Origin of the sequence: Mesorhizobium sp. M4B.F.Ca.ET.017.02.2.1 (genome assembly GCF_003998955.1) — a bacterium.
Lineage (GTDB): Bacteria > Pseudomonadota > Alphaproteobacteria > Rhizobiales > Rhizobiaceae > Mesorhizobium > Mesorhizobium abyssinicae.
The window spans coordinates 1-13,416 of record NZ_RZOF01000154.1; the positions used below are offsets into that span (position 1 = coordinate 1).

A 13,416-nucleotide genomic window follows, 5' to 3' on the forward strand; every position below is an offset into this window, starting at 1 on the left:
TCCGTCGTCGATGCGGGCTGAACCGCCGCCGCCTCTGCCGATGCCGAAGCCACCGCCGGCGCATCGGTTGGAGCCGGAGCCTGCGCCTCCGGCGCGGCCGCTGGCGGGATAGAAGCCGGCGCATCCGGGGATGGCGATGCCAGGGCTTGCATATCCGCCGGCTTCGCGACCGGGCCGGAACCCTCGACCGCCGGCTGCTCGGCCATCGTGCCTTCGACCGGCGGCAGGTCGGCGTCTTCCTGTCTCTCAGCCGCCGCGATCTCGGCTGCGGGCTTCCCGGCTGCGGACTTCTCTGCGTCCGCGTCGTGCTTTTCGACGGCGGGGATTGCCGGTCGCGCGACCACTTCGCCGGCGACGGCCTGCGCGGCATCGAGCAAGGCCCGGTCGCTTTCGGAGAGCTTGGCGCGGTCGATCTTCTCCAGCTTGGCGCGCACATCCTCGATGGTGCTCGACGTCACCGTCGACAGGCTGGAATAGAGCTGAGCGCGTGGGTCGTCCTCATTGCCGTTGCCGTCGCGGCCTTGCTCAGCCCTGGCCGAGGCGAAGCTGGAAAGCTCGGTCAGGCCGTCGATCGCCGCCCGGCGGGCGATGCGCAGATAGATCACCTTCTCGCGCTCGGGATCCATCATCGAGGTGATGTCGGCGAGCTTGTCGTGACTGATCGCCATGTGCAGCGAAATGACGCCGGAGACGAAGGAATCCGCGAATTGGCTGGCATAGGGCGAGTGGAGGTAATTCGACACATATTGGGTGGAAGCCAGCGCGAAGCGGGCCGCGTCGCCTTGCTGCGCGGCGATGCCAACCGAGCGGCGAAGTGCTGCTTCCTCGACCAGAGTGCCCGGGCTGAGCAGCCGCGCGTCGTCGAGCAAAGCGAGGGCCGCCGCCGGCTGGTCGGTGGCGAGCAGCGAGCCCTTGACCAGCGCCAGGAAGGCGCCGAGGTCGGCGGGCAGCGCCATCGGGTCGATCGGCCTCAGCGTTTCGATCGCCTCGGCCGGGCGGCCGTTCAGGTAGCTGATGATGCCCTTGGCGACGGCCAGGCTCCGCGGGTCGGTCTCGGCGCGCGAGGCGGCTGCCTCGACAGTCACGGGATTGCCGCCGCTCATGCCGTAGACGAGCAGGGCGCGAAAGTTCCTCGGTTCCTTGAAATCCCCGGCATCGGCGGCGCGCAGGCGCGCATCGGTCATTTCGAGCAGCTTGGCCTGCATCGGCAGCGCCGCGTGGTCGCCGGCGGCGATGCGGTCCTGCACGAGCTGCAGCGAGCGCACCAGCTGGTAGGGCTGCAGGGCCTCGTCGGCAAAGCTCGCCGACGGCGCTGCGGCGCTCAGCAGCAGGCCGATGGCGCGGCCGATGACGGTCGCAGCTTTCATCCGCCCGTCGCCATCAGAATCTCGATGCGGCGGTTGGCGGCCGCCAGCGGATCGGCAGGATCCTTCGGCTGCCGGTCGGCGAAGCCCGCGACCTCGGTGATGCGGCGCTCGTCGACGCCGCCGCGCACCAGCATGTAGTAGGCCGAATGGGCGCGCGCGGTGGACAGGCGCCAATTGTCGTAGGTGTCGCTTCGGAACGGCCGTGAATCGGTATGGCCGTTGATGCTGATCGTGCCCTTCTGGCTGTTGACGATATGGCCGATCTTTTCCATCGCCAGCACCAGCTCGCGGCGCGGCAAGGCCGAGCCGATCTCGAACATGCCGAAATCCAACTGGTCGGTGATCGAGATGACGACGCCCTTGTCGGTCGCCTCGACCGAGACGCCGTCATGCAGCTTGTCGCCCGGCTTGAAAGCTTCGGCCAGCTGCTGCTTGACCTCGGCCGCAGCCTTGACCGTGGCGGCGCTCGGCGCCTTTTCGCCGACATCGGGTTTTGCCGCCGCTTCGGCCTTCGCGGCTTCCGGCGTTGCGGTCTCGGCCTTCTCGCCGTTGGCGGTTTCGCTTGTCGCGGTTTCGCTTTTTGCAGCTTCGCCCTTGGCGGCCTCGGCCTTGGCGGCTTCGCCTTTTGCAGCCTCGCCCTTGGCGGCTTCGACTTTCGCGGTTTCAGCCTTTGCTGTCTCCGGCTTGGCATCCGCCTTGTCGGGCGCCGTCTTCGCCAGCGGCTCGAGCGGCGCGTCGATCACCGGCGGCGCCGGCGGCACTGCCTTGACCTTCGGCACCTGGGTCTCGGCGACTTTCTCGCCGGGCTTTGCCGGATCGCCCTCGATCTTGGCGCGCTCGGCGCTTTCCTCGGCGCCGGGCGCGGCCACCTGCTGCGACCAGAAATCCGGCGCGAAGGGATCGCGGTAGGACTCGCCGCCGGAGGCGCCGGTCGCCGGGCCGGCATTCTGCGCGCCGCCTTCGCCCTTGGCGCTGACATTCTGCATCACGCCGGTGTCGGTCGCGATCTCCGACAGCACCGCATAGGGATCGGCAAACAGATGCTCGTCGGAAAGGTCGGAGTTCTGCGAGGCTTCCTTGGTCTGCCTGCGGTCAGAGGAGCCGGCGCCGCCCTTGCCGTCCTCGCCGGCCTTGCTGGCGCCGTCCTGCGGATTGTCGGCCGTCAGCCCGACCTTGCTCGGACCGTCGCCGAGATCCTCCAGGCCCTTGCGGCTGGAATTGCGATCGATCAGCTCGACCGGGTTGAAGTAGCTGGCGACGGCCGCCTTGGTCTGCTCGTTGGCGGCGTTGATCAGCCACATCACCAGGAAGAAGCACATCATGGCGGTCATGAAGTCGGCGAAGGCGATCTTCCAGACGCCGCCGTGATGACCGTCGTCGTGGCCGTCATGGTTGCGCTTGACGATGATGATCTCGTGCCTGTCCTCTCCGGCGTCCACCGCGCTCATGACAGAACCTCGGACAGCGAGGCCGACCATTCGGCGATGCGCGTCTCGAACACCGCCTCGTCGACGACGACGGTGAGGTCGAGGCCCTGTGCCTCGACGAAGTCGAGCTGGGCGGCGCGCGGACCGAGCGAGGCCGCCAACGTTTCGAACAGCGACAGCGGGCCGCGCACGGCGATGCGCACCGCCTCGGAGTCGGCGATGGCCTCGCCGATCGTGCGCGCGAGCGCGTCCAGCGAGCGCTTCTGCAGGTCGTCGCTGACCATGCCGCCAATGATGCGGGCAAGGGTGGCGCCGACGAGCTCGGTGACGCGCAGCTCCATGGCATCGATGTGCCTGGCCACGGCCTGGCCGACATCGCCGCCGAAGCTTTCAAGGAAGGCTTTTGCCTCGTCGGCATTGGCCTGGCGCTCGGCGTCGAGCGCGGCCTGATGGGCGACAGCAAGGCGCGCTTCGAGCGCCGTTTCCGCATCGGCGACGGCTTCGGCGATCAAAGTGCCGATGTCGGCCTGCGGCGGTGCTTCGTCGGGCTTGCGTTCGGGCTCGGCGGCGGCCTGCGGCTGGCCGGCACGCGGGCTGCGCGTTCCGAAATCCGGGAGAAGGTCGAAGAGGGCGACTGAGGGCATGGTCTATCCGGCGACTTCCTGGGCGGCCCATTTGCGCAGGATCTGCGCGGTGCGTTCCTCGTTGAGGTCGACCATGCGGGCAAGCCGTTCCTGCGGCGCCGGCCGGATCTTCTGGCGAAGGTCGTCGAGCGGCGTGGAGCCGGCGCGCGCGCCCGGCAAGGCGCCGACGGACGCGGCTGCCGCGTCGGAACCGATTGCCGCCACCGCGGGCTCGGGCGTCGGCAGCGAGCGCTGGACATCGTCGAAGCTCGGGCCGGCGATGGCCGGCTTGGCTGGAGCCGTCAGCGCGGCCGCCATCGGCCTCAGGCCGAAAAAGGCGACCAGGAACACCACGACGATGAAGGCGCCGGCATTGATCAACGTGCCGGTATAGGTCCCGATCGAGGCCAGGATGCCCGGCTGCTCGATCGGTTCGCCATCGAGCCCGTCGATGAACTCGACCGCCGAGACGTCGATGACGTCGCCGCGCTTCTCGTCGAAGCCGGTGGCGGAGGCCACCATCTTCTGGATGTCGGCGACGCGCTTGGCGATCTGCTCCGGCGTGGCGTCCTTGCCGAGAATGGTGGCCAGGCGCTGCTGGTTGACGACGACGGCGACCGACATCTTGGTGACCGAATAGCCGTTGGAGACGGTGGCGATCTTCTTGGAGTTGATCTCGTAGTTGGTGATCTCCTCCTTGCGGTCGTTCTGCGAGGTGGATTGCGGCCCCTCGGTGCTGGCCGCCTGGGTCTCGGGCAGGTTCTGCTCGACGCTGGTCGGGGTCGAGGCCTGCTTCTGATTGCTGTTCTCGTTGGTGCGCACCGACTGCACGGAGCGCTCGACGCGGGACTCCGGATCGAAGATCGTCTCTTCGGTCTGGCGGGTGTCGGTGTTGACGTCGGCCTTGACGCTGGCGCGGAAATTGTCGGGACCGAGATAGGGTGTCAGCGCGCGGCGGATGTTGTCGCCGATCTGCGCTTCGACCGTCTGCTCGACGCCCAGCGTGCGGGCAGCGCTGGTGTTGGACGGGTCGTCGCCGGCGGCCAGAAGGTTGCCGTTGGAATCGAGCACCGTCACCTTGTCGGCCGCCAGGCCTGGGACGGCGGCGGCGACCAAGTGGCGGATCGACATGGCGCTCTTTTCGGCATCGATGCCGGCATAACGGATGACCACCGAGGCCGAGGGCTGCTGCTCGTCGCGGCGGAAATTGGCACGCTCGGACATGACGATGTGGACGCGCGCCGCCTTGATGCCGGCGATCGACTGGATGGTGCGCGCGATCTCGCCCTCCAGGGCGCGCACCCTTGTGATCTGCTGCATGAAGGATGTCAGGCCGAGCGAGCCGACATTGTCGAACAGCTCGTAGCCGGCATTGGCGCTGGTCGGCAGGCCCTTCTCGGCGAGCATCATGCGAGCCTGCGCGGTGGTGCCGGCGGGCACCAGCACGGAGGTGCCGTCGGCGCCGACGTCGAAGCCGATGCCGGCCTCGCCCAGCACCAGGCCGATCTGGTTCACGTCGGAGCGCTCGAGCCCGACATAGAGCGTCTCGTAGGCGGGACGGTTGAGATAGATCGAGGCCACGCCGATGACGGTCATGACGAGCGCCGCGATGCCGCCCAGCATGAGGAGGCGCTTGACGCCAAATGCCCTGAGATTCGAGATGATGCTCTGGATCTGTTCCGGCACGTTCCAACGGCTCCCAGCATGACTGTCCGTCGGAACACTAGACCGCGAAGCTTGTGCGAGGATGATAGGCGGAACGCAAAAGGCCGCGCTTGCGGCGCGGCCTTCGATGCAATGGAAAGATCAGCCGGGATGTCAGCTCTTGAACAGGGCCAGGATCGACTGCGAGTTGCCGTTGGCGATCGACAGCGACTGGATGCCGAGCTGCTGCTGCACCTGCAGCGCCTGCAGGCGGGTCGATTCCTTGTTCATGTCGGCGTCGACCAGCGCGCCAACGCCCTTGTCGATCGAGTCCGAGAGGTTCGACAGGAAGCTCTTCTGGGTGTCGATGCGCGACTTGGCGGCACCGAGATAGGCCGCGCCCGTCGAGAGCTTGGCAAGCGCCGTTTCAACGCTGCCCAGCGCCGTATCGATGGCGGTGTCGGTGACTGCAGCGGCGCTCGGGTCGAAGAAGGTCGTGGCGAGCAGGCCGCCGACGATGCCGCCCGTGCCGGCAATATCGAGAACCTGCGTGTCGGCGGCCGCGACATTGATGGTGTCTATGGCGACGGTCGTGCCGGTGCGGTTGTAGGAAGCGACGATCTGCAGGTCGGAGGCGACGAGGCCGTCGTTCTGCAGCAGGTTCGAGCCGGCATAACTGGCATTGGTGACCGACGACTTGATCTGCTCCTGGATGGCCTTGATTTCGGTCGCGATCTTCTGCTGGTTATCCTGGCTGGCGCCGCGGGCGGTGACCAGCTTGGCCTTGATCGCGTCGACCTGGTCCTTGATGTCGGTGATGGCGGTGTAGGCGGTGTCGACCTTGCCGGCGCCGAGGCCGAGCGCGTCCTGCACCGCCGACAGCGCCTTGTCGTCGGAACGCATGCTGGTGGCGATCGACCAGTAGGCGGCGTTGTCGGAAGCGGTGGCGACGCGGTAGCCAGTCGAGATGCGGGCCTGCGTCGTTTCAAGCGCCTTGTTGGTGGAGTTGAGGCTCTGCAGCGCGGTCAGCGCCGCGGCGTTCGTCATGATACTTGCCAAGGTACACCCCTTCTCAAAGCAGGCATGCCTTACGCATGCCGGTCAACCCGTTTGGCGGGGGCGTCATGCCTGTCGACCAACTGGTCTGCCCGTCATAAGTGAATGGTTAACCATAACTAGCGCGACATCGTTAATGGCGCGTTAAAGCCATGCTTTGGCGAGGGAAAATGACAAGGGTTTCACAAATGAAAAATCGGGCCGCGCTGATGGCGCGGCCCGATGCAGATGACTGGAGTTCAGGAGGCGATCAGCCGCGGAAGAGCGACAGGATCGACTGCGAATTGCCGTTGGCGATCGACAGCGCCTGGATGCCGAGCTGCTGCTGGACCTGGAGGGCCTGCAGGCGGGTCGATTCCTTGTTCATGTCGGCATCGACCAGCGAGCCGACGCCCTTGTCGATCGAGTCCGAGAGGTTCGACAGGAAGCTCTTCTGGGTGTCGATGCGCGACTTGGCGGCGCCGAGCGAAGCGGCACCGGTGGACAGCTTGCCAAGCGCCGTTTCAACGCTGCCGAGCGCGGTGTCGATGGCAGTGTCGGCGACAGCGGCAGAGCTCGGATCGAAGAAGGCCGTGGCGAGCAGGCCGCCGACGATGCCGCCCGTGCCGGCGACGTCGAGGACCTGCGTGTCGGCAGCCTTGACGTCGATGGTGTCGATGGTGACGGTCGCGCCGGTGCGGTTGTAGGAAGCGACGATCTTAAGGTCGGACGCGGCGAGGCCGTCGTTCTGCAGCAGGTTCGAGCCGGCGAAGTTGGCGTTGGTGACCGACGACTTGATCTGCGCCTGGATGGCGTTGATTTCGGTCGCGATCTTCTGCTGGTCTTCCTGGCTGGCGCCGCGGGCGGTGACCAGCTTGGACTTGATCAGGTCGACCTGGTCCTTGACGTCGTTGATGGCGGTGTAGGCGGTGTCGACCTTGCCGGCGCCGAGGCCGAGCGAGTCCTGCACGGCCGAGAGCGCCTTGTTGTCCGACTTCATCGAGGTGGCGATCGACCAGTAGGCGGCGTTGTCGGAGGCGGTGGCGACGCGGTAACCAGTCGAAATACGCGACTGGGTGGTCTCCAGCTGCTTGTTGGTGTTGTTCAAGCTCTGCAGCGCGGTCAGCGCCGAGGAATTGGTCATGATACTGGACATGGCTACTCGTACCTTGATTTTACACGTGTTTTTTTGACATACCGGCTTTTCCGGTATGACGGTGCGGCATCATGCCAATGATCGTTGATTGAGATCACCCGCCATCTGGGGGGACTATGCTGGCAAGTCCCTACCAAAGGCCTAAACGCGACGGTTAACCGAAAATATATTGCAGGAAATCTGGGCGCGGCGGCGCGGCGGCGCGGCGCCAGTTACGCAAGGCTGGCGATCAATATCGACAGGTCAGGTGAAGGACCGCACCAGGCTGCCGACAAGCAGGTTCCAGCCGTCGATCAGCACGAAGAACAGGATCTTGAACGGCAGCGACACCACGGTCGGCGGCAGCATCATCATGCCCATCGCCATGGTGATGGTGGCGACGATCAGGTCGATGACCAGGAACGGCAGCACGATCAGGAAGCCGATCTCGAAACCGCGCCGGATTTCGGAGATCATGAAGGCGGGCACCAGGATGCGCAGGTCGACGGTGTCGCGCGAGACGGTCTGGCCGCGTTCGCGGGCAAGGTCGGCGAAGAGGTCGAAATCCTTGTCGCGCACATTGTGCAACATGAAGGTGCGGAACGGGTCCGAGATCTTCTCGAACGCTTCCGCCTGCGTGATCTGGTTGTCCATCAGCGGCTTGACGCCGGTGTTCCAGGCCTGATCGAAGGTCGGCGCCATGACGTAGAAAGTCATGAACAGCGACAGCGAGATCAGGATCAGGTTGGCCGGCGTCGACTGCAGGCCGATGCCGGCGCGCAGGATCGAGAAGGCGATGACGAAGCGGGTGAAGCTCGTCACCATGATCAAAAGCCCCGGCGCCACCGACAGCACGGTGAGCAGGCCGAACATCTGGATCAGGTAGCCGACGGTCGTGCCGTCGGCCTTGCCGATGGCACCGAGATCCAGCTGCTGGGCCGCGGCGACGGAGGTGGCAAGGACCAGGAGCGTGGCGGCGAGAAGGTATTTTCTCATTCGAGCAGCAATGTCCTGATCAGAATCTGTTTGGCATGGCCGCCGCTGCGGATGGCGGCGCGGTCCTCGAGGTCGGCCTTCAGATGCTGGTAGCCGCTGGCGCCCTCGATCTGATGCATCTTCAGCGTGCGCACCAGCGCCAGCAGGTCCTGGTGGATCTGCTCGGTCATTTCCGCCGGCTGCGGCGTGTCGTAGAACACCGATGCCTCAAGCCTTATCCAGACCTCGGCCGGCGACGCCAGGTTGGTGGTTATCGGCGCTAGCTGGACAAGCGTCGGTCCTGCAACTTCCTTGCCGGGCTCGGCGGGCTTCTCGCTGCTGCCTTCGTTTTCCGGAGCGACCGGCACCGAGGCCGGGGCATCGGTGCCCTTCAGATAGCCGCCGGACAGCCAGCCCATGCCGACGGCGGCGACCGTCACCACCAGGAGCATGGCGAATTGGACGACCAGCGATGGTCCCTTCTTCTGCTCGACTTGCTCGACATTGGCCATGGTGTGATTTTCCGAGCCAGCCCGTCCTAGAAGGGGAGAACCTGATCGAGGATCTGCTGGCCATAGGCCGGCTGCTGAAGCTCGCTGACGCGGCCGCGGCCGCCATAGGAAATACGCGCCTCGGCGATGCGCTCGTAGGGGATGGTGTTCTCGGCGCCGATGTCGGACGGACGCACCATGCCGGCGATGGTGAGCACCCTGAGCTCGTAGTTGACGCGCACTTCCTGCGAGCCCCTGATCATCAGATTGCCATTGGGCAGCACTTCGGTGACGACGGCGGCGACGTTGAGCTCGAGGTTTTCGGAACGCTTGATCTCGCCGTCGGCATTGGTTTCGGTGCTGGAGCTGAGGCCGGCATCGCCCTTGCCGCTGGTGCTGTTGCCCTCCCATCCGAGGGTGATGTCATAGCCGAGCTTGCGCGCCGCGGTGCGGCTCCTGTCGTTCTGGTTCTTGAAGTTGGCCTTGTCGTTGAGCTTGATGTTCACGGTCAGGATGTCGCCTTCGCGCAACGCCCTGGGGTCGGTGAACAGCCGGCTCTGGCGATCGTCCCACAGCGAGAATTTCTTGACCGGTGCTGCCGGCGGCTCGGGGTAGCTGTAGGGGGCGTTGACGCTGCCCGTGATGCCGGAGCCGACCGGAGACAGCGAAGGCTCCCTGCCGACCTCCTTGAGATCGGTGCCGCAGCCGGTCAGCGCCGCGACCGCGACCAGGATGAGCATCTTGCACTTCATGACGGATCAACCCTTCGCGCCGCGCTGGCCATGATGCCGGTGAGCGCTGCCGCCGCCTTCTGGTCCATTTCGTTGAGGATGACGCCGGCCTTGCGCGAATCCAGCTTCATCAGGATGGCGGCGGCCAGTTCGACATTGACCATCGCCAGGCGTTCGGCCGCGGCGTCGGGCTTCATGCCGGCATAAATCTTGACGACGCTGTCCTCGGCGCGCGCCAGGAACACTTCGCGCCGCTTCAGCCATTGCTCGTATTCGGCGCGTTTGTCCTCCAGCGCCTTCATGCGCTGGTCGATGCCGGCCTGCAGCTCCTTCAGCTCCTGCGCCTGCAAGGCATAGCGGCGGTCGCGGGCGGCGTCGGCGATGTTGGAGCAGAAGCGCTGGATCTCGCTTTCGTCCGGCGCCTTCTCCCGCTTCAGCTGCTGCGGCGTCGCCGGCGCCTGCCCGCCGGGCAGCACCTGGCGCACCGCTTCCTCGGTGCGGGCCTGGCCGCCGGCGAGAAGCAGCACGACGGCAAGGGTCGAGGCGACCAGCGCCGGCCTGGCGTTGCGGTTGGGTTGGCGGGGAGCGATCATCGGCATGGCCTATTGGAGGACCAGATCGGCCTGCAGGGCGCCGGCCGATTTGATGCCTTGCAGGATGGCAATGATGCCGTCCGGCTTGACGCCGAGACGGTTGAGGCCGGAAACCAGCGTTTCGAGATTTGGTCCGTCGAGCACGGCGACGCGCGCGTCGGGCCGCGTGGCCTCGATGGCGGTGAAGGGCTCGACGGCGGTCACGCCCTTGGAAAAGGGCTCGGGCTGGACGATTTTCGGCGCCTCCGTGATGCGCACCGTGAGCGTGCCATGGCTGATCGCCACGCGCGCGATCTTGACGTTGTTGCCGATGACGATGGTGCCGGTGCGCTCGTCGATGACGACGCGGGCCGGCGTGTCCGATTCCACGACCAGATTCTCGATCTCGGCATAGAAGCGTGCCGCCGAGACGTTCTTCGGTCGCCTGATCTGGACGGTGCGGGCGTCGCGCTCGGCCGCGACGCGCATGCCGAAACGCTGCGCGGTGTAATCGTTGATGGCGTCGGCGATGCGAATGGCGGTCGAGAAGTCGGGGTTGCGCAATTGCAGCGTCAACACGCCCTGATCGTCGAATTCGGCCGGCACCGCGCGTTCGACGATGGCGCCGTTGGGGACGCGGCCCGCCGTCGGCACGCCTTGCGTCAATTGCTCCGCCTGGCCCTGGGCGGTGAAGCCACCGACGATCACCGAGCCCTGGCCCACGGCATAGATTTCGCCATCGGCCGCCTTCAGCGGCGTCATCACCAGCGTGCCGCCGGCAAGCGAGGTGGCGTCGCCCATCGAGGAAACGTCGATGTCGATGCGGGCTCCCGATTGCACGAAGGGCGGCATGTTGGCGGTGACGATGACGGCTGCGACGTTCTTGGCGCGCGCGCTGCCGCCTTCGGTGGCGATGCCGAGATTCTCCAGCATGGCGCGGATCGACTGTTCGGTGAAAGGCGAATTGCGCAGGCTGTCGCCGGTTCCCGCCAGGCCGATGACCAAGCCGTAGCCGACGAGCTGGTTGTCGCGCGCGCTCTGCAGCTGGGCGATGTCCTTGATGCGCGCCGCGACCTGGCCGGGCGGCAGCGTGCTTGGCCCGGTCGAAACGCGGAACATCCGCGTCGTGGTGGCGGGATCGTATTCCGGGTCGTTGACGGCGTCGCCATTCTTCGCGGCAAGCTCGCGCTTCGCCTTCGGCGTCAGCCCGTCGGCCAGTGCCGGCTGCAGCCCAAGCGCAGCCGCCAGAAGCAAGGCAAGTCCGCGCATCATGAGGCGCCGACCATGATGGTGCCGTCGCCCATCACCGTGCCGGATATGATCTTGCCGCTGTCGACATTTCGGACCTTGACCAGGTCGCCGGCGGCGCCCGGCTGCAAGGTGACGCCGGAAGCCGAAATGGTCAGGTCGCCGGCGGTGAAATAGATCTGCACCGCCGCGCCCTGTTCGACCAGCCAGGCGTCGCGGATGGCGGCGGTCGGGATATAGCGGCCGGGCAGCAGCGTGCGCTTGGCAACCTTGCCCTGGAGTTCCTGCGCGAGGGTGGCGACGGCGTCGGGCTTGTGCTTGCCGGGAACGAGCGTCACCTGCTTCAGCGCGGCAAGGTCGATCGTCTCGCCAGGATAGATGACCCGGTTTGGGATCAGCACGACCTCGCCGCTCTGCCTGGCATTCTGGGCGGCGAGCTGATTGGCGCTCTGGTTGCCGGCCTGATTGTCGCCGGCGTCCTGGGCAAACGCCGGCACGCCGCCGGCCACCAGCGCGAAGGCCAGCGCGGCGCGGCGGAGCAGGGAGCGGTGGGCCGGCGCAATCATGATCCGCTACCTGATGTTCTTGGACACGACCGAGGCCATGTCGTCGGCGGCCTGGATTACCTTCGAGTTCATCTCATAGGCGCGCTGCGCCGAGATCAGTTCGGTGATCTCCTTGACGGGATCGACGTTGGACGATTCCAGATAGCCCTGTTCGATCGTGGCGAAGCCGGGGTCGCCGGGCACGCCGACATTGGCCGGGCCGGAAGCCGCCGTCCCCTGGAACAGGTTGTCGCCGAGCGGCGCCAGGCCCGCCTCGTTGGCGAAATTGGCGAGCTGCAGCTGGCCGAGAAGCTGGAGATCGGTCTGGCCTTCGATGCGGGCGAAGACCTGGCCGGTCTTGTTGACGATGACCTCGACCGCGTCCGTCGGCACGGTAATGGCAGGGACGACATTGGCGCCATCGACCGTCACCAGCTGCCCCGTGGCGTTGGTGTTGAAGGCGCCGGCGCGGCTGTAGAGCGTGCCGCCGTCGGCGCCTTCGATCTGGAACCAGCCCCGGCCGGTCAGCGCGAGGTCGAAGCTGTTGCCGGTGCTGGTCAGCTCGCCCTGGGTATGGACGTTGCGCACGGCCGTCGTCTTGACGCCGAGGCCGATCGAGACGCCTTCCGGCACCAGCGAGGTGTTGGAACGGTTGGGCACGCCCTGCGTGCGGTCGACCTGATAGAGCAGGTCGGAGAATTCGGCGCGGGCGCGCTTGTAGCCGGTGGTGTTGATGTTGGCGATGTTGTTGGCGATGATTTCCAGGTTGGTCTGCTGGGCGTTCATGCCGGTGGCGGCGATAGCGAGTGCTTTCATGACGCGGTCCTAGATACTCATGCGGCTGATTTCGAGGTAGGCGGAGACGACCTTGTCGCGGATGGCGATGGTCGTCTGCAGGGCCTGCTGGGCGCTCATCACCGCGTCGACCACCTGGCGTGTGTCGGCGTCGCCCCGCAGCGCCTGGATCGATACCTGTTCGGCATTCTGCAAGGTGTTGACGGTCTTCGACGCCGCCTGGCTCAGCGCCTCTGCGAAGGAGGTGCCGACGGTGTCGGTCGCGGCCTGCGGCGAAACGATGCCCTGCAAGGCGCCGGTCGCCGCGTCGGCGCCGTCGGTTGCCGGCTTGAGCTGGAGCGCGCCAATGTTGCCGATGCCGCTGATCATTGCTGGTTCCTCATCAGGTCGATGGTCATGGAAATCAGGTCGCGCGCCTGCTTGATGACCTGCAGATTGGTCTCATAGGAGCGGTTGGCCTCGGTCATGTCGGCCATTTCGATCAGCACGTTGACGTTGGGCATCTTGACGTAGCCCTTCTCGTCGGCGGCTTCGTTGCCGGGCTGGAACTCGATGGGAAAATCGGAGGGATCGCGCGCCACCGAGCTGACCTCCACGAGCTGGCCGCCGGTCGAGCGGTCGAGTTCGGAAGCGAAGCTGATGGTTTTGCGGCGATAGGGGTCTGCGCCCGGCGCCGTGCCGGTCGATTGCGCGTTGGCAAGGTTTTCCGACACCACGCGCAGGCGCTCGGACTGGGCGCCCAGGCCGGACGCGGCGACTTTGAGAGCTGCGGTCAGCGCGTCCATGGTCAGCTCTTCACCGCCATCATCATCATGGAGTGCAAGGCTT

Annotated in this window: 15 protein-coding genes; all 15 read right to left on the minus strand. The window is 66.1% G+C overall.

From position 1 onward, the window contains the following. Nucleotides 1-1,367: chemotaxis protein MotC (locus EN738_RS18830; protein WP_127285009.1), on the minus strand; the 1,367-nt coding region annotated here is incomplete at its 3' end. Continuing rightward, nucleotides 1,364-2,815: a MotB family protein gene (locus EN738_RS18835; RefSeq protein WP_127285010.1), complete on the minus strand. Its 1,452-nt coding sequence runs from the start codon at nt 2,813-2,815 to the stop codon at nt 1,364-1,366. The genes EN738_RS18835 and EN738_RS18830, both read right to left, overlap by 4 nt. After that, nucleotides 2,812-3,438 carry a hypothetical protein gene (locus EN738_RS18840; RefSeq protein WP_127285011.1) on the minus strand — a complete coding sequence of 209 codons (627 nt, stop codon included), beginning with the start codon at nt 3,436-3,438 and terminating at the stop codon, nt 2,812-2,814. Before EN738_RS18840 ends, EN738_RS18835 begins: the two co-directional genes overlap by 4 nt. A 3-nt stretch (nt 3,439-3,441) precedes the next feature. Next, nucleotides 3,442-5,103 carry a flagellar basal-body MS-ring/collar protein FliF gene (fliF, locus tag EN738_RS18845; RefSeq protein WP_127285012.1) on the minus strand — a complete coding sequence of 554 codons (1,662 nt, stop codon included), beginning with the start codon at nt 5,101-5,103 and terminating at the stop codon, nt 3,442-3,444. Between the two features lie 132 nt (nt 5,104-5,235). Then, on the minus strand, nt 5,236-6,120 hold the full coding sequence (locus EN738_RS18850; RefSeq protein ID WP_127285013.1) for a flagellin: 885 nt from the start codon (nt 6,118-6,120) through the stop codon (nt 5,236-5,238). Nucleotides 6,121-6,367: 247 nt separating this feature from the next. Continuing rightward, nucleotides 6,368-7,252, minus strand: coding sequence for a flagellin (locus EN738_RS18855; protein WP_127285014.1), 885 nt, complete (start codon nt 7,250-7,252; stop codon nt 6,368-6,370). Nucleotides 7,253-7,495: 243 nt separating this feature from the next. After that, a complete protein-coding gene (fliP, locus tag EN738_RS18860) occupies nt 7,496-8,227 on the minus strand; it encodes a flagellar type III secretion system pore protein FliP (RefSeq protein ID WP_126058482.1) in 732 nt (243 codons plus the stop codon). After that, nucleotides 8,224-8,718 (minus strand): flagellar basal body-associated FliL family protein, encoded by a 495-nt coding sequence (locus EN738_RS18865; RefSeq protein WP_127285015.1) that lies wholly within the window; start codon nt 8,716-8,718, stop codon nt 8,224-8,226. The genes fliP and EN738_RS18865 overlap by 4 nt, the downstream gene beginning before the upstream one ends. Before the next feature lie 26 nt (nt 8,719-8,744). After that, a complete protein-coding gene (flgH, locus tag EN738_RS18870; protein WP_127285016.1) occupies nt 8,745-9,449 on the minus strand; it encodes a flagellar basal body L-ring protein FlgH in 705 nt (234 codons plus the stop codon). Beyond that, nucleotides 9,446-10,027, minus strand: a complete 582-nt coding sequence (locus EN738_RS18875) for a MotE family protein (protein ID WP_127285017.1) — start codon at nt 10,025-10,027, stop codon at nt 9,446-9,448. The genes flgH and EN738_RS18875 overlap by 4 nt, the downstream gene beginning before the upstream one ends. 3 nt (nt 10,028-10,030) lie before the next feature. Continuing rightward, nucleotides 10,031-11,272, minus strand: coding sequence for a flagellar basal body P-ring protein FlgI (locus tag EN738_RS18880; protein ID WP_127285018.1), 1,242 nt, complete (start codon nt 11,270-11,272; stop codon nt 10,031-10,033). Next, nucleotides 11,269-11,814, minus strand: a complete 546-nt coding sequence (gene flgA / locus EN738_RS18885; protein WP_127285019.1) for a flagellar basal body P-ring formation chaperone FlgA — start codon at nt 11,812-11,814, stop codon at nt 11,269-11,271. The genes EN738_RS18880 and flgA overlap by 4 nt, the downstream gene beginning before the upstream one ends. Before the next feature lie 6 nt (nt 11,815-11,820). Further along, on the minus strand, nt 11,821-12,609 hold the full coding sequence (gene flgG / locus EN738_RS18890) for a flagellar basal-body rod protein FlgG (RefSeq protein ID WP_127285020.1): 789 nt from the start codon (nt 12,607-12,609) through the stop codon (nt 11,821-11,823). Nucleotides 12,610-12,618: 9 nt separating this feature from the next. Beyond that, the gene (locus tag EN738_RS18895) at nt 12,619-12,957 is read right to left on the minus strand and encodes a flagellar hook-basal body complex protein FliE (RefSeq protein WP_127285021.1); all 339 of its coding nucleotides are present in this window, start codon (nt 12,955-12,957) and stop codon (nt 12,619-12,621) included. Beyond that, nucleotides 12,954-13,373, minus strand: a complete 420-nt coding sequence (gene flgC / locus EN738_RS18900; RefSeq protein ID WP_127285022.1) for a flagellar basal body rod protein FlgC — start codon at nt 13,371-13,373, stop codon at nt 12,954-12,956. Before flgC ends, EN738_RS18895 begins: the two co-directional genes overlap by 4 nt. Between the last annotated feature and the right edge of the window lie 43 nt (nt 13,374-13,416).

What these genes read in the sequence shown, in the direction of transcription:
- EN738_RS18855 (WP_127285014.1), bottom strand. Translation starts at nt 7,252, where the DNA reads ATGTCCAGTATCATGACCAATTCCTCGGCGCTGACCGCGCTGCAGAGC.
- EN738_RS18865 (WP_127285015.1), bottom strand. Translation starts at nt 8,718, where the DNA reads ATGGCCAATGTCGAGCAAGTCGAGCAGAAGAAGGGACCATCGCTGGTC.
- fliP (WP_126058482.1), bottom strand. Translation starts at nt 8,227, where the DNA reads ATGAGAAAATACCTTCTCGCCGCCACGCTCCTGGTCCTTGCCACCTCC.
- flgA (WP_127285019.1), bottom strand. Translation starts at nt 11,814, where the DNA reads ATGATTGCGCCGGCCCACCGCTCCCTGCTCCGCCGCGCCGCGCTGGCC.
- EN738_RS18840 (WP_127285011.1), bottom strand. Translation starts at nt 3,438, where the DNA reads ATGCCCTCAGTCGCCCTCTTCGACCTTCTCCCGGATTTCGGAACGCGC.
- flgC (WP_127285022.1), bottom strand. Translation starts at nt 13,373, where the DNA reads ATGGACGCGCTGACCGCAGCTCTCAAAGTCGCCGCGTCCGGCCTGGGC.
- EN738_RS18880 (WP_127285018.1), bottom strand. Translation starts at nt 11,272, where the DNA reads ATGATGCGCGGACTTGCCTTGCTTCTGGCGGCTGCGCTTGGGCTGCAG.
- flgG (WP_127285020.1), bottom strand. Translation starts at nt 12,609, where the DNA reads ATGAAAGCACTCGCTATCGCCGCCACCGGCATGAACGCCCAGCAGACC.
- EN738_RS18895 (WP_127285021.1), bottom strand. Translation starts at nt 12,957, where the DNA reads ATGATCAGCGGCATCGGCAACATTGGCGCGCTCCAGCTCAAGCCGGCA.
- EN738_RS18835 (WP_127285010.1), bottom strand. Translation starts at nt 2,815, where the DNA reads ATGAGCGCGGTGGACGCCGGAGAGGACAGGCACGAGATCATCATCGTC.
- flgH (WP_127285016.1), bottom strand. Translation starts at nt 9,449, where the DNA reads ATGAAGTGCAAGATGCTCATCCTGGTCGCGGTCGCGGCGCTGACCGGC.
- EN738_RS18875 (WP_127285017.1), bottom strand. Translation starts at nt 10,027, where the DNA reads ATGCCGATGATCGCTCCCCGCCAACCCAACCGCAACGCCAGGCCGGCG.